The 13,198-nt window shown below is 34.4% G+C and carries 21 protein-coding genes; 10 read left to right on the forward strand and 11 right to left on the reverse strand.

The annotated features are described in order from the left end of the window. The first annotated feature begins 88 nt into the window (after positions 1–88). Genes CQA62_RS00740 through lgt form a run of 3 tightly spaced genes read left to right on the forward strand, consistent with a single transcriptional unit; the run spans position 89 to position 1,958 of the window. Complete coding sequence (locus tag CQA62_RS00740) at positions 89–820, forward strand: pseudouridine synthase family protein (RefSeq protein WP_104723726.1); 732 nt, start codon at positions 89–91, stop codon at positions 818–820. Continuing rightward, entirely contained in the window at positions 817–1,131 is a 315-nt protein-coding gene (locus CQA62_RS00745; RefSeq protein ID WP_104723728.1) for a hypothetical protein, read from the forward strand. Before CQA62_RS00740 ends, CQA62_RS00745 begins: the two co-directional genes overlap by 4 nt. After that, on the forward strand, positions 1,131–1,958 hold the full coding sequence (gene lgt / locus CQA62_RS00750) for a prolipoprotein diacylglyceryl transferase (RefSeq protein ID WP_104723730.1): 828 nt from the start codon (positions 1,131–1,133) through the stop codon (positions 1,956–1,958). Before CQA62_RS00745 ends, lgt begins: the two co-directional genes overlap by 1 nt. On the opposite strand, the gene CQA62_RS00755 is transcribed toward lgt, so the two are convergent. The 11 genes from CQA62_RS00755 to tilS form a co-directional block, all read right to left on the reverse strand. After that, on the reverse strand, positions 1,939–2,307 hold the full coding sequence (locus CQA62_RS00755; protein ID WP_104723732.1) for a hypothetical protein: 369 nt from the start codon (positions 2,305–2,307) through the stop codon (positions 1,939–1,941). The two genes, lgt and CQA62_RS00755, sit on opposite strands and share 20 nt — an antisense overlap. Beyond that, positions 2,294–2,905, reverse strand: coding sequence for a PulJ/GspJ family protein (locus tag CQA62_RS00760; RefSeq protein ID WP_104723734.1), 612 nt, complete (start codon positions 2,903–2,905; stop codon positions 2,294–2,296). The genes CQA62_RS00755 and CQA62_RS00760 overlap by 14 nt, the downstream gene beginning before the upstream one ends. Continuing rightward, positions 2,902–3,156 (reverse strand): hypothetical protein, encoded by a 255-nt coding sequence (locus CQA62_RS00765; protein ID WP_104723736.1) that lies wholly within the window; start codon positions 3,154–3,156, stop codon positions 2,902–2,904. Before CQA62_RS00765 ends, CQA62_RS00760 begins: the two co-directional genes overlap by 4 nt. Continuing rightward, the gene (locus CQA62_RS00770) at positions 3,146–3,715 is read right to left on the reverse strand and encodes a hypothetical protein (protein WP_104723738.1); all 570 of its coding nucleotides are present in this window, start codon (positions 3,713–3,715) and stop codon (positions 3,146–3,148) included. Before CQA62_RS00770 ends, CQA62_RS00765 begins: the two co-directional genes overlap by 11 nt. Continuing rightward, positions 3,712–4,287 carry a TPM domain-containing protein gene (locus tag CQA62_RS00775; protein WP_170125567.1) on the reverse strand — a complete coding sequence of 192 codons (576 nt, stop codon included), beginning with the start codon at positions 4,285–4,287 and terminating at the stop codon, positions 3,712–3,714. The genes CQA62_RS00770 and CQA62_RS00775 overlap by 4 nt, the downstream gene beginning before the upstream one ends. A 128-nt stretch (positions 4,288–4,415) precedes the next feature. After that, the gene (locus CQA62_RS00780) at positions 4,416–4,613 is read right to left on the reverse strand and encodes a DUF4006 family protein (RefSeq protein WP_104723742.1); all 198 of its coding nucleotides are present in this window, start codon (positions 4,611–4,613) and stop codon (positions 4,416–4,418) included. A gap of 10 nt (positions 4,614–4,623) precedes the next feature. Next, positions 4,624–5,505, reverse strand: a complete 882-nt coding sequence (ccoP, locus tag CQA62_RS00785) for a cytochrome-c oxidase, cbb3-type subunit III (protein WP_104723744.1) — start codon at positions 5,503–5,505, stop codon at positions 4,624–4,626. Between the two features lie 15 nt (positions 5,506–5,520). Then, positions 5,521–5,715: a cytochrome c oxidase, cbb3-type, CcoQ subunit gene (locus tag CQA62_RS00790; RefSeq protein ID WP_104723746.1), complete on the reverse strand. Its 195-nt coding sequence runs from the start codon at positions 5,713–5,715 to the stop codon at positions 5,521–5,523. 1 nt (position 5,716) lies between these two features. Next, on the reverse strand, positions 5,717–6,409 hold the full coding sequence (gene ccoO / locus CQA62_RS00795; RefSeq protein ID WP_104723748.1) for a cytochrome-c oxidase, cbb3-type subunit II: 693 nt from the start codon (positions 6,407–6,409) through the stop codon (positions 5,717–5,719). A 9-nt stretch (positions 6,410–6,418) separates the two neighbouring features. Next, the gene (ccoN, locus tag CQA62_RS00800; RefSeq protein ID WP_104723750.1) at positions 6,419–7,888 is read right to left on the reverse strand and encodes a cytochrome-c oxidase, cbb3-type subunit I; all 1,470 of its coding nucleotides are present in this window, start codon (positions 7,886–7,888) and stop codon (positions 6,419–6,421) included. A 198-nt stretch (positions 7,889–8,086) separates the two neighbouring features. Beyond that, positions 8,087–9,067 carry a tRNA lysidine(34) synthetase TilS gene (gene tilS / locus CQA62_RS00805; RefSeq protein ID WP_104723752.1) on the reverse strand — a complete coding sequence of 327 codons (981 nt, stop codon included), beginning with the start codon at positions 9,065–9,067 and terminating at the stop codon, positions 8,087–8,089. A gap of 64 nt (positions 9,068–9,131) precedes the next feature. Here tilS and CQA62_RS00810 point away from each other — a divergent pair, with 64 nt between their 5' ends. The 7 genes from CQA62_RS00810 to CQA62_RS00840 all read left to right on the forward strand — a co-directional run bounded on the left by CQA62_RS00810 (position 9,132) and on the right by CQA62_RS00840 (position 13,193). Continuing rightward, positions 9,132–9,494: a RidA family protein gene (locus CQA62_RS00810; protein ID WP_104723754.1), complete on the forward strand. Its 363-nt coding sequence runs from the start codon at positions 9,132–9,134 to the stop codon at positions 9,492–9,494. Between the two features lie 42 nt (positions 9,495–9,536). Continuing rightward, positions 9,537–10,172, forward strand: coding sequence for a DedA family protein (locus CQA62_RS00815; protein ID WP_408609845.1), 636 nt, complete (start codon positions 9,537–9,539; stop codon positions 10,170–10,172). 119 nt (positions 10,173–10,291) lie between these two features. Next, entirely contained in the window at positions 10,292–10,981 is a 690-nt protein-coding gene (locus tag CQA62_RS00820) for a DUF4198 domain-containing protein (protein WP_104723756.1), read from the forward strand. Positions 10,982–11,013: 32 nt separating this feature from the next. Then, complete coding sequence (locus CQA62_RS00825) at positions 11,014–11,412, forward strand: hypothetical protein (RefSeq protein ID WP_104723758.1); 399 nt, start codon at positions 11,014–11,016, stop codon at positions 11,410–11,412. Next, the gene (gene cbiM / locus CQA62_RS00830) at positions 11,412–11,993 is read left to right on the forward strand and encodes a cobalt transporter CbiM (RefSeq protein ID WP_104723760.1); all 582 of its coding nucleotides are present in this window, start codon (positions 11,412–11,414) and stop codon (positions 11,991–11,993) included. The genes CQA62_RS00825 and cbiM overlap by 1 nt, the downstream gene beginning before the upstream one ends. 137 nt (positions 11,994–12,130) lie before the next feature. Next, entirely contained in the window at positions 12,131–12,628 is a 498-nt protein-coding gene (locus CQA62_RS00835) for an energy-coupling factor transporter transmembrane component T family protein (RefSeq protein WP_126498355.1), read from the forward strand. Beyond that, the gene (locus tag CQA62_RS00840) at positions 12,621–13,193 is read left to right on the forward strand and encodes an energy-coupling factor ABC transporter ATP-binding protein (RefSeq protein WP_104723764.1); all 573 of its coding nucleotides are present in this window, start codon (positions 12,621–12,623) and stop codon (positions 13,191–13,193) included. The genes CQA62_RS00835 and CQA62_RS00840 overlap by 8 nt, the downstream gene beginning before the upstream one ends. Positions 13,194–13,198 lie beyond the last annotated feature (5 nt).

Genomic DNA, 13,198 nt, shown 5'->3' on the forward strand with positions numbered 1-13,198 from the left:
GGTTAACTATAATAAAATTTAAAAAATCTATCCAAACCAAAAAAGATAAAATTTTAAATCTATAATCTAGATCTGCAAAAGAGGAAAAATGGAAAAGGCTTATAAACTCCTAGCTCTCCAAGAAAGAATCTCAAATGCTCAAGCTAAAACACTTATAGATAGAGGACTTGTAAGTGTCAATGGCAAGCGTCTGAGTATTGCTAGAGGAGAATTAAGTGAAAAAAGTATTTTTGTAATTGAAAAAGTGAATAAACCTGAGATTTTATTCCAAGATACAAATCTTCTTGCAGTGGAAAAACCTGCATTTATTGAGAGCTATGATTTGTGTAAGTTTTTTAAAGATTGGAGTTTATTGCACCGCTTAGACAAAGAAACCAGTGGTGTGATTTTACTGATCAAAGAGGGAAGTGAGTTTCACAAGAGGGCTAAAGAAGAATTTAAAAAACAAAATGTCTATAAAGAATATTTAGCCATTGTCAATGGGATTTTAAGTGAAGAGGTGCAAATTAACCGCCCCATTCTCACTATCAAAAAAGGCTTTGCAAAGAGTAAAATCAGCAAAGATGGGCTTCCTGCACTCACATTAATCTCACCTCTACAAATCAGTGGAAAAAAAACTTTAATCCAAGCCGTGATTAAAACAGGACGTACACATCAAATCCGCGTACATGCTCAAAGTATTAATCACCCCATATTTGGAGACACCCTTTATGGTGGAAGCAATGCTAAGCGATTGATGCTTCATGCACACAAAATCAAACTCTTTAACTATGAAATCAGTTCAAAAATGCCAAAAATCTTCAAGGATCTTATGCAATGAGATTGCATCATACACTTGAAGAAGGAATAATTAGAATTACTTGTGCAGATAAATTTAGAGCACAAAGGGATTGGATAAATTTTAAAGATTATTTTTGTTCAACCTTGGCTCAAAATTCAGATATTAAGCGAGTGACGATCAGCTTTGAGCAACCTAAAATTGATTTGAGTATTTTGGGTTTATTGCTTAAATATATCAATATTGATGGCTATGAAATCCATTTGCTTATCTTGCATTATTCTTGCTTTAGAGCATTAGAGGAATTGCTTTTACTTGAAAAATTCAATGTTAAATATCAAAAGGTGCGATGATGAATGATTGGTATTCACAGTTTAACCCTATAGCTTTTGAAATTTTCTCAATGAAAGTCCATTGGTATGGAATTGCCTATGTTTTAGCACTTATTAGTGCCTTATGGTTTGCAAGTCTTTTTAGGAAAGATCCTCGTTTTAGTGAGATTGACAAAAAAGATTTAGAGAACTATTTTTTATTCGCAGAACTTGGTGTGATTTTGGGAGCAAGGCTTGGATATATTCTAATTTATTCTCCCCAAAGATGGGAATATCTCTCTGCTCCTTGGCAAATTTTTAACCCCTTTAATGCTCGAGGTGATTTTGTAGGAATCTCAGGAATGAGTTACCATGGAGCTATTATTGGATTTTTACTTGCAAGTTATATCTATGCAAAAATTAAAAATCTTAATTTATTCAAGTACCTTGACCTAATGGCTTTAAGCATTCCTCTTGCATATGTCTTTGGTCGTATTGGAAACTTCCTTAATCATGAACTTTACGGACGTATTATTCCAGAAAATGATGTATTGTGGAAACCTTTTGGGATCTATATTAATGGAGCATTACGCTACCCCAGTCAACTCATTGAGGCATTTTTAGAGGGAATTTGTGTTTTTATTATTGTATGGATTTGTAAAAAGTTTTTTAAATTTGATGGAGCACTGATTGGAGTCTATGCACTCAGTTACTCACTGATGCGTTTTATTGCTGAATTTTATAGAGAACCTGATGAACAAATGGGCTATTATGGGATTTTGAGTATGGGCCAGATTCTTAGCCTTATTATGACTCTTGCCTCAATTGCAATTCTTATTTATGCTAAAACTAGGGCGAATGAGAAATAAGGATTCTTCTAGAAACTTTTCTCAAGATTTGCCCACTAAGCAAATCTTGAGTTTGCACCATACTATCAAGTAAAATTGCCTCAGCATCTTGAGCAATCATCTCAATAGCAATCGTATAATCGCCAAAAACAAAACTCATACTTTTGCACTCTTTGAGCGAATAATGTTTAAGACAAGCTCTTGCGATCATAGGCACACCCTCATCATAAAATCTTAGCTGAAGATAATAATGTTCCCTGCTCTTAAAACTGCGCGCACCCAGCTCATAAAATATTCCTATCATGATTCCCACTCCCACAAGTAAAGTGAGAAAAAATACACTATAAAAGCCCCTTTTATAATATCTCATACACTTTCCCCTTTTTTAACCCATACTCATAACATTGTATAAGACAAATTTTTATTTCTATCCAAACTTGATTTTCTTTAATAGAAAAATCCCTCACTCTTTCTAAAAGAATTTGTTCATTGAGATAAAGTGCAGAGTGATGAAAACTAAGAATGAATTGCTTTTGTAAGGGGAGAAAATATTTTCCCTCTACTTTTTTGAAAAATTCTAGTGTTCGTTTATGTGCTGATGCGATAGGATAAAGCTCTTGCTGTGGTAAAGAGAGTAAAAAAGCAGAATGAGTAGGAAGATATGAGAGGGTGAGTTTTTTATCTGTAAGAAAATGCACAAGAGGAGAGAAAGAGGTGGAGTGATAGGCTTCTAAATCTAAGGGATAAAAATTTAATCCTATGGCAGAGGTTTGGATAAAAAAAGAATTATAGAGGTAATTTTGCAAGAGGAAAAAAACATTTTGTACACGCATCCCCTCTTGAAAACTCTTTTGATATGCATGCTCTTGCTTATAAAGCATTAAAAATAATCTTGCTCCCCCAATGAATAAAAGCGAAAATATGATTAAGGCAATTAAGGTTTCAAGGAGTGCAAACCCCCTCTTCACAACACATCCTGAATCAATAAATACCGCTCATTTTTCAAATACCACTCCCCAATTTTAAATTCAAGTTTAATTTCTCCACTTTGAAGTTGCTGAGTCTTAAGGGTATGGATTTGACGTTGTTGTGCTAAAGTAGGAGAAAAGACTGAGGGTTTTTTGAGTGAAATCAAAAAGAAAGAAAGAGAAACAATCAGAGTAAAAATAAGCAGGGAAACAAGTGCTTCAAGGAGCATAAAGCCCTTTCTAGCGTGCATACACCTCTCTCTCAAAAAAGATTTTTTTAGGACGATCATTTTCAAGATAACTCACCTCAAAAATTGCTTTATAGCGTCCTTCTTTAAGAGTTCCAAAAGCTTCACTGGCAAAATAGCCTTTATTTTCTTCATAATGCATTTCACCTAAGTCAATTTTCCTCTGTCTGGCATTAATTTTCTCCATATACAGCTTAATAGAAAGATTTTGGGGTTGCTTGCAAAGTGCTTTGACATACAGGTGATTGTTGTCTTGATTCTCAAGATAGAGCTGACGTACATTTTGCGCATTACTTTGTGCAAGATAAACAGGAAGCAATTTAGCATATCCATCGACTTTGGGGGATTTATTTACACCTAAGTAAAGTGTATACTGCTTGCAAAAACGATTTTGATCCTTGATGATCTCATTAATGCTTTCATCAATGATTTTCTTTGATGAGAAATAACTATCATCTTCTCTTACTGGATGATTGACTGCAATAACAACTGTTGCAATAACTGCACACACCATCAAGGTTAAAAAGCCAAAAATAGCCAAGGGCCATAAATTCTTCTTCATCCTTTTTTTCTCCTCAATAAATAAATTCTTAAAACCAGAATAAATGTCAATCCTAGCATTGTAAGAAAAGAATAATGCACAAAATTTTTTGCACCACTTTTATCTACGATAATGTTATCAGGTAACTCTTGATGAAAGTGAGTTGCTATCTCATCTGCAAGTTGTGCATAACCATTTAATGTGGCAGCTGAGAGCGTTGAATCTGTGAGCTTTTTATCTTGGATTAAAATGGGTACCATATATTCTGTAATAATTGTATCTGGATTAATTGAATTAATTTTTGGTTTTAAGACAATATCAATTTTTTTATGTGATTTAATAAAAAAGATCACTCCATAAGGCTCTTTTAAGCCTGCAAGAATAGTGTGCTTATATTTTTCACGCTCTTCTTTCTCTCCCTTTAAATGATCCACCAAGACTACATAAAGACTTACACCTGTTTTTTCGTAGAGTTGGGTAGAGACCTTTTGTATAAAATCAACACTTCTAGAATTTAAAAAAGCATTTGAAAGCACATAGGACTTTGCACTTAGGGGGACAAGATTAATCCCCAAAAGTAAAAGCCATTGCAAAATCTTCATGTTAACTTAGATTGAGTAAGAAATTAGGAATAAAAGGAATCACAATTGCCATACAAATCATTGCAATAATTAACACAAAAAGAATTTTCTCCAACATTGTATGTTCCATTCTCTCCTCCTTATTTAATAAGCTCATAATACTGAGAATTTTGTGCACTATTTACCTTAACCTCTTTTGTTTGAATAATATAAGCATTACTTGCTTGAGCTTTTTGAGTTCTCCAAGCCTGAATTCCAAGACCTATTGCCACACTCAAAAGCACTATAATTAAAAGTAAAAGCCCAGCAATTCCATTAAGTCCAAACATTTTATTCATCTTTCTCTCCTTAATTTTGTGGCTCTAAAGATTCAATATAAGCAGAGAGTGCTTTAATTTGAACCTCATTGAAATTTGCATGATCAAAGGAAGGCATACGACCAATCAAGCCTTTCTTTCCATTTTTTAGTACAACAGCTAAGAATTTTGATGTCCCATAGCTACTTAAATCTGCAGCAACACCATCCATTCCTTTTCCATCATCTCCATGACAACTATTGCATCCAGCTGTGTTATACACTTCTTTCCCCTTAGCAACATCTGCAGGATATTTTGTATGCTTAACTTCAGAAATATCAGCCATGATATAAGCAGATACTGCTCTTGCATCATCAGCACTCAGTTCTACTCCCATAGAAGGCATAGAAGGCATCTCAGAATCAGGTCCAAGCAAACCCTTTGATCCATGATTAATTGTATAAATAATTCCCTCTTCTTTACCCCAAGCGGTGAGATTTTGAGCCTTTCCGCTCATACCATCTGCTGTAATTCCATGACATTGGGAGCATTGAACCAAAAACATACTCTCACCCATTTGCACAAGTTGGTTTTGCGAAAGATTTTTCCACTTCTCTTCATATTTTGCATTATATTTTGCAACCTCTTGATTGTATTGTCCAATTTGTGAAAAAGATTTAAGCGGATAACCTACAAAAATGTACCAAAATCCCCATAAAATCACAAAACAAAAACAAATCCCCCATCCAAAAGGAATATTATTGGCAAACTCACCAATTCCATCCCAATTCTCATCTAAAAGTTTTCCTTTTGGGGTTTTATTTCTCATTTGCTTGGTGTATAGATTGACAACAAAAGCTGTCAAAGATAAAATCACAATTGCAGCGATAAAAGCCATTAAGTTAATTTCGTCGCCCAAGTTTAACCATTTCATTGCTCTCTCCTAAGCTTATTTTCTTTTTTCAATAATTTCATCATTTAGCCCATCATCTAATGCTAAACGAGAATATCTCTCATAATCTCTGACTCCCTTTTTTTCATCTCTAAACATTTTAAAAATATAAGAATAGAGAAAGACACACAAAAGAAGCGTAACTACAAGATAGGCGATCTTTTGTAGCGCCAATATTATGCTCAAATCCATTTTATTGTCCTTGAGCCACTCTTCTTGATTGCCCCAAGCTATTAAGATAAGCAATTAAAGCAACAATTTTTGGAACTTCGCCCTTTTTAACAGCCTCAACCATTTTTGGATCATTCATATCTTGTGCAATTTGCTCAGCTTCTTTAAGATAGTTTGCTCTAGCTTGCTCCACACTTCCTAGCTCTACACCACCTTGTGTATCATAAGGCACACCAAATACAACTTTTTGAGTATAAGCTTCAGCATAAGCTGTATCAAAGTCTGTATTTATTTTATAAAGTGGTTTATATGAAGGCATAATTGATCCTGGAACCACACTTGTAGGCTCCCACATATGGTGAGCATGCCAATCTGTAGTTCTTACATCTCCTACACGATGCAAATCAGGACCTGTTCTTTTTGATCCCCAAAGAAATGGGCGATCATAAGCATACTCTCCACTTAAGCTATAAGGTCCATAACGGTCGGTCTCAGATTTAAATGGACGAATAAGTTGAGAGTGGCAGTTATAGCATCCCTCTTCAATGTAAACTTGACGACCTGCCGTCTCAAGAACTGTATAAGGTCTCAATCCTTCTAAGGGTCTTGCAGTTTTTGCAAATCCAGGCAAAATTTCTACAAGACCAGCGATTGAAAACACACCTACAAATGCAAGTGAAAAAAAGAATGGATTTTTCTCCAACCAATGAAACATAATTCCTCCTTAGTCCGCCATAGGTGTTGCGTATTGTGGTTCTTTTTCCAAAACGCGTCCTGAATTAATTGTCATTAAAATGTTATAAACAAACATCACAAAACCAATCAAATACATTGTTCCACCAATTCCTCTAATGATGTAATAAGGAATAAGTGCCGCAACAGTATCAATAAATTGATAGCTCAATACTCCATAAGCATCAGTATCTCTCCACATCATACCTTGTGTAATTCCAGAAATCCACATACTTGAAAAGTAAAGAATAATCCCAATGGCCATAATCCAAAACTGTGCATCAATAATTTTTTTAGAGTAAATTTCACGCTTAAAAAGTCTTGGTGTTATATGGTAAACCATACCAATAATCGTAAATCCTACCCACCCAAGAGCCGCATCATGAACATGTCCAATAATCCAATCTGTAAAGTGTGCTAGAGCATTGACTGATTTAATGGATTGAATTGGCCCTTCAAGAGTTGTAAGCATATAGAAAGTTGAGGCTAAAACCATAAATTTAATGATTGGGGATTCTCTGAGCTGTTGCCATTGCCCTCTCATTGTCAGAAGCATATTAATTCCTGTTCCCCAAGAAGGTAAAATCAGAATTACCGAGAATACTGAACCCAGAGTTTGCACCCAATCAGGTGTAGTTGAATAGATGAGATGGTGACCTCCCGCCCAAATATATACAAACATCAATGCCCAGAATGAGAAAAGTGTAAGTTTATAAGAGAAAATAGGTTGGCCTGATTCTTTGGGTAGAAAATAATAGATTAAACCAATAATTCCAGTTGTTAAAACAAAAGCTACTGCATTATGTCCCCACCACCACTGAATCATTGCATCATTTGTCCCTGAATATAGAGAAATCGAATGCCAAATACTGCCCATATTTGCTACAAAATATGTTGGGATAGCAAGATTATTGAAAATATAAAGAGTTGCAATTCCAATAAATGTTGCAATAAAATACCACAAAGATGCATAGATTGTCTTCTCGCGTCTTACTCCCATACTTCCAAAAAGACTCACGCCCCAAAGTACCCAAGCTAGAACAACAAGAATATCAATAGGCCAAATAAGCTCTGCATATTCTTTAGACTGTGTAAGTCCACCAAGCAAAGTAATAACAGCCAAAATCATTACAAGCATATAGACATAAAAATGTGCCAATCCAATAAATTTTAAGAATGGATGCTCAGCATAAGAGATCTTAAGCACTCTTTGTCCAAGATAATACCATCCAGCCCATATTCCACTCAAAGTGAAACCAAAAATTACACCATTTGTATGGATAGGGCGAAGTCGCCCAAAAGTTCCATACTCTCCAGCGAGATAGTTGAGTTCAGGAAATGCCATTTGCAATGCGATAATTACACCTATTAGCATTCCTACAAAACCAAAAAGTAATGTTGAGAACATAAACAATTTAGCAATTGTATAGTCATACTCGACACTTTTTACATTGTCTTGCATAATTCCTCCTATATATATTTTCACTATTCATTTTTTCGTAGAATTCTAAAATTATACTACCTTACAAGATAAATATATTCTTAAATTGAATATTTTCAAAGATGTCTCCTAAAATGCAGATATTCAAAGTTTAAAAACTCTCCAAACTTTCTATAAAGAAAATTATCTTTTACCTTCTAAAAAATAAGAAAATCAATTTTAGTTTTTAAGAAAAAATTCTTTTATTTCTTGATGTTTTTTACCTAAAGCAAATACATTAGCTCGGATATTTCTAGGGATTCTTAATTTTCTACACAAATCTCTAAAATCTTTATCCATTATTATTTTTACCTTTGAACAAAGATAAATTCTTCCCTCATCACTCTCAATAATCCATTTCCCACCAATTTCACAAACAAAATTCTCTTTAATAATTTCCTTTTTTTGCAGTGCACTCAGAAGATATCCCCTTTTTTTAAGTAATAAGTCAATCTGATGCAAATCGTCTTCTTGATCTCCTCTTTGAAAACTAGCTATATCCCCAAATTCTGTAATTTCTTTTTTTTTATAAAGCCTTTTTTTTTCTTGATTTAAATATTCTAGGCTCTTCTCTATCCCTCTTGAATATTTTAAAATTAAAGGTTGTAAATACTGTCTAAAAATGTTACGTGTATATTTTTCCTCTTGATTGCTCAAATCCTCAAAATAAGCAATCCCTTTTTGCTTGCAATACTGATACAAACTTGCCTTGGGTACTTTCCACAATGGGCGATAAATTAAATATTCTCTATAACTTTGCACAAAATCAAATCCAAGCAAAGTATTTAACCCTGCACCTTTGCACATTTGCATCATGGTCCACTCAAATCGATCATCAAGTTGATGAGCCAAGATCAAACCATCGTATCCTCTTTTAATGATCTGTGAGAAAAACTCATAGCGAAACTCCCGTGCTTGAGATTCAAAATTATTCATAAATTGTGGGGCTTGAGTGCAAAAACAAAGCTTTTGATGTAACCGTGCAAGCTTTTTAGCATAAACCACCTCTTCTTTACTCTGCTCTCTTAAACCGTAATCTACAATTGCAATATCAAACTCTACTCCCAAATCCAATAGCAAAAAAAATAATGCACTGCTATCTACCCCTCCTGAAAAACCAAGCAAATACCTTCCCTTTGGTAATGTTTCAATTTCAATCATTTCCGCTTCTTTTTGGTTTTGATTTTTTCTATAATTATATAAATTTTCATGATTCAAGGAGAATATTATGTCATACCCTAAAGCAATCGGGCCTTATAGCGCATATACAGTAGCAGGAGATTTGGTTTTTATCTCAGGACAACTTCCACTTGATCCAGAAACTATGGAATTTGCTGGGAAAGATATTAAAACACAAACCCATCAATCCCTAAACAATATTAAAGCAATATTAAAAGAGCTTGGATTAGGAATGGATTGTGTCATTAAAACTACAGTTTTACTCTCTGATATCTCTGATTTTGCGCAAATGAATGAAGTGTATAGCTCATTTTTCTCATATCCCTATCCTGCAAGAAGTGCTTTTGCAGTGCGTGATTTACCCAAAGGAGCGAAGGTAGAAATCGAAGTCATTGCAAGTAGAAAATAGTTCTTATACACAAAGCAGTCACTCGACATTCTTCAAAGGAATATTGTGCATAATCTTATTAATTTCATCGTTGATACTGTTGGAAATTTGGGCTATCTGGGTATTTTTATGATGATGTTTTTAGAATCTAGCTTTTTTCCTTTTCCCAGCGAAGTAGTAATGATCCCTGTAGGTGTGCTGATTTACAAAGGGGAGATGAATGTATATTTGGCAATTGTTTGCGGAGTAGGAGGCAGTCTTTGTGGAGCTTTGCTGAACTATTATCTTGCTTTAAAAATGGGGAGAGCCTTTATTCTTAGGTATGGAAAATATGTATTTTTTACCCCTGAGAGTATGCGAAAAATAGAAGTCTTTTTTAAAAAGCATGGCCATATCAGCACTTTTGTAGGGAGACTGCTTCCTGGAGTGCGTCAATACATTTCTCTCCCTGCTGGAATTGCAAAAATGAATCTAGGTAAATTCTGTATTTTTACCACTTTTGGCGCAGGAATATGGGTATGTATTCTCACTTGGATAGGCTACTCTCTAGCTTATCTCGTTCAAGATCCTCAAACTATTGATTTACTCCAAGGGGAAAATGCACAATTCTTTAAAGATTCTCTTTGGCAATGGACGTTCTATATTTTAGGAGCTTTAATTATTCTTATTGCCCTATATATCTATAAAAATAGAAAATAATTTTTATTATAAATTTTGTTAGTGAAGTTATTAAAACTATTTTTTATTTTGCTTGGAATTTAATTTTGTTTCTCTTGCTTTTGGTATAAAATAGCATTTTTATCTCTAGGAGGTTTTTGATGTTTAAAATCATTGCAATCATTGGATTATTATGTGTTGGAGCCTTTTCTCATCAAATTGTAGCTAAGCCTTTAGGAAAAAATCAATATGAAATCGCATTTTGGACACATCAGGGATTTGAAAAATACAATCCTGCTCAACTTCTAAGTGTTAAAGCCTTTGATAGTGATCTTACACCCATTAAAGCTGGAATCGACTATCACAAAAATGCCTTGGTTTTAAGCGAAAAAACTGCAGCAATGATGAGTGCAATTTTTGATGCAGGCTATTGGGTAGAAACCCACAAAGGCTTTGTGCAAGGTGATAGAATGAATGCAAAGGGTATTGTTTTTAGCTCAATTCACTCCATTAAAATGACAAAAACCCTATTTTCTTGGCAGGATGCTATGACTAAGCCTGTAGGAGAAATCTATGAAATCGTGCCTCTTAGGAATCCTTTTACTCTAAAAGTAGGGGACACCCTACCTGTACTTGTGTTAGAAAATGGAAAACCTGCTGTGAATGTAAATATGGAAATTGCAAATCATGATCAATTACAAATTAAGACAGATGCCCAAGGAAAAGTGCTTATCCCTATTAAAAGCAAAGGGCTTCAAATCATTGTTGCAAGTTTTGAGAAAACCTTGCTTGATGATCCCAAAGCTACTACACTTTTTGTGCAATCTTCTCTAACATTTGAATTGAAATAATGGTTCGGTTATTTTATTTATCATTGCTATGCATGAGCAGTATCTGGGCTCATGGAATTTTTTATGATCTCAAAGAAGATAAAGCACTTGTTTTTCATATCAATTTCTCTCAGACTACTCCTGCAAGCTATGCAAAAGTCATAATCTATAAGGGGGATTCTGCAATTCCCTATTTGGAAGCAAATTGTGATGAGAGAGGTGTATTTGCCTTTATTCCCCCAAAAGAAGGGACTTATAGGGCATATGTAAGTGGTACAAGTGATCATGGGGAACATACGCAAGAATTTAGTTTTGAGGTAGGGAAAGATTTTTCACTCTCTACATATCAACAACCTCTTTATGAGAGGTACTCTGGTGTTTTGAGTGCCATTGGATTGCTTTTTGGACTTTTTGGAATCCTTGCTTTACTTAAAAGCAGAAAGAAAAATTAATGCATATTTCTGAGGGGATTTTAAATACACCAACACTTGTAGCTGGATGGGCTATTTCTGCACCCTTATTTGCTTATACACTCTATAAAATCCCTCAAAAAGAGATTCCAAAAGTTGCCTTACTCTCTGCACTATTTTTTGTAGGCTCTTTTATCCATATTCCCTTTGGCCCAACAAGCTTCCATCTCATTCTTAGTGGTCTTATAGGTGCAATTGGTGGAGTTTATGCAATCCTTTCTATTACGATTGCACTAGTTTTTCAAGCCCTGCTTTTTGGTTTTGGAGGATTGGGGGTTTTAGGTATCAACATTCTTGTACTCTCCATACCTACTATTATCATTTGGTATTTCCTTAAACCTAGAATCACAACACTCAAAACCTATGAACTGTTTTTAGGTGGGGCGCTTCCCGCACTTTTTAGCCTTATATTATTGAGCGCTATCTTGCTCTCTAATCACATTAAGCTTGAATATGGTGTTATGGCCATCTTTCTTTATAATCTTCCCTTATTGGGTATAGAGGGTTTGATTTGTGTTTTTAGTGTTAAATTTATTCTTCAATATATGCCTAGGGCTCTATGACACGCCCTAATTTTTATTTTTTACTCTTACTTTGTGCATATGGATGTATTTTTCTTTTTCCCTCCTATTGGCTTTTTTTACCTGCTTTATATGTATTCATCTATTTATCACACACATTAAGGAAATCTTTATTTTGGTTGGGAATTTTTAATCTCCTTATGCTTTTTTGGCTAAGCTTCCTTATTTTAGGAGGAGAATGGAAAAAAGGTTTTAAAATCCTCTGGGTTTCTAATCTTTTTATTACTTTTGCACTTGGACTTTATTGCCATAGAGGAGCAATGTTTATCACTCAATCCTTACAAAATTTTTCTCCAAAAAAAATGAATATTTTAGTTTTTTTAAGTGCAAAACTGATTGATGAACTTAAACATGAACTTAAAATAAGCAAACACACATTCCAAATTCGTCTCCCCTCTCATTCAAATCTAATCATCACTTGCAAGGCTTATGGCTATTTAATTGGTAAGCTCATCTGTCATGGATTATTACGAGCAGAGCAACTCTCTGTGACACTCAAAGTTCGAGGATATGATGGAAGTAGGCTTGGTATCTTAAGTGAGTTTGCTACAATCAAAGATTATTTTGCATTAGGACTTTTGCTTATCAGCATACTTTTAGGAGAGCTCTATGGTTGAGGCAAGAAATCTTGCTTATAGAATTGATGGAAAAGAGGTTTTTTCTAGCTTAGATTTTAAAATTGAGTCAGGAGAGAAAAAACTTTTAGTTGGGAAAAATGGAAGTGGAAAAAGCTCGCTCTTAGGAATTTTGCAAGGATTTTTATCTCCAAGTGAAGGAGAGGTTTTAAAGCCCAAAGAGCTTAAAAGCACCTATCTTTTTCAAGATACGCTCAATCAATTTATTGCACCGATTGTGCTAGAGGATGTTGCTTTTTCTCTTATTGCTAAAGAAAAATATACTCAAGAAAATGCACTCAATCAAGCTAGAGAGATTCTTAAAAGATTAGAGATTCCTCACCTTGCCCAAAACTCTATTTTTTCTCTCTCGGGGGGTGAAAAACGCCTTATTGCGCTCGCAGGGGTACTTGTATGTGAATGTGATTTATATTTACTTGATGAACCGTTCAATGAACTTGATCAAAAACGATGTGAGATTGTTAAAGAAATTATTTTAGAAAAAAAAGGAGCTTGCTTAATAGCAAGCCATCAAATTTTAGACTGGAAAAATCAATTAAAACTGTAAGCAAG

It is taken from the genome of Helicobacter cholecystus (assembly GCF_003364215.1).
GTDB classification, from domain to species: domain Bacteria; phylum Campylobacterota; class Campylobacteria; order Campylobacterales; family Helicobacteraceae; genus Helicobacter_G; species Helicobacter_G cholecystus.

Excerpts from the sequence above, each read along its gene's own strand:
- CQA62_RS00840 (WP_104723764.1), top strand. The coding sequence starts at position 12,621 with ATGGTTGAGGCAAGAAATCTTGCTTATAGAATTGATGGAAAAGAGGTT.
- CQA62_RS00790 (WP_104723746.1), bottom strand. The coding sequence starts at position 5,715 with ATGGATTTGAGCATAATATTGGCGCTACAAAAGATCGCCTATCTTGTA.
- cbiM (WP_104723760.1), top strand. The coding sequence starts at position 11,412 with ATGCATATTTCTGAGGGGATTTTAAATACACCAACACTTGTAGCTGGA.
- CQA62_RS00770 (WP_104723738.1), bottom strand. The coding sequence starts at position 3,715 with ATGAAGAAGAATTTATGGCCCTTGGCTATTTTTGGCTTTTTAACCTTG.
- CQA62_RS00820 (WP_104723756.1), top strand. The coding sequence starts at position 10,292 with ATGTTTAAAATCATTGCAATCATTGGATTATTATGTGTTGGAGCCTTT.
- CQA62_RS00780 (WP_104723742.1), bottom strand. The coding sequence starts at position 4,613 with ATGAATAAAATGTTTGGACTTAATGGAATTGCTGGGCTTTTACTTTTA.
- ccoN (WP_104723750.1), bottom strand. The coding sequence starts at position 7,888 with ATGCAAGACAATGTAAAAAGTGTCGAGTATGACTATACAATTGCTAAA.
- CQA62_RS00740 (WP_104723726.1), top strand. The coding sequence starts at position 89 with ATGGAAAAGGCTTATAAACTCCTAGCTCTCCAAGAAAGAATCTCAAAT.
- ccoP (WP_104723744.1), bottom strand. The coding sequence starts at position 5,505 with ATGAAATGGTTAAACTTGGGCGACGAAATTAACTTAATGGCTTTTATC.
- CQA62_RS00765 (WP_104723736.1), bottom strand. The coding sequence starts at position 3,156 with ATGCACGCTAGAAAGGGCTTTATGCTCCTTGAAGCACTTGTTTCCCTG.
- CQA62_RS00825 (WP_104723758.1), top strand. The coding sequence starts at position 11,014 with ATGAGCAGTATCTGGGCTCATGGAATTTTTTATGATCTCAAAGAAGAT.
- tilS (WP_104723752.1), bottom strand. The coding sequence starts at position 9,067 with ATGATTGAAATTGAAACATTACCAAAGGGAAGGTATTTGCTTGGTTTT.
- CQA62_RS00755 (WP_104723732.1), bottom strand. The coding sequence starts at position 2,307 with ATGAGATATTATAAAAGGGGCTTTTATAGTGTATTTTTTCTCACTTTA.
- lgt (WP_104723730.1), top strand. The coding sequence starts at position 1,131 with ATGAATGATTGGTATTCACAGTTTAACCCTATAGCTTTTGAAATTTTC.
- ccoO (WP_104723748.1), bottom strand. The coding sequence starts at position 6,409 with ATGTTTCATTGGTTGGAGAAAAATCCATTCTTTTTTTCACTTGCATTT.
- CQA62_RS00745 (WP_104723728.1), top strand. The coding sequence starts at position 817 with ATGAGATTGCATCATACACTTGAAGAAGGAATAATTAGAATTACTTGT.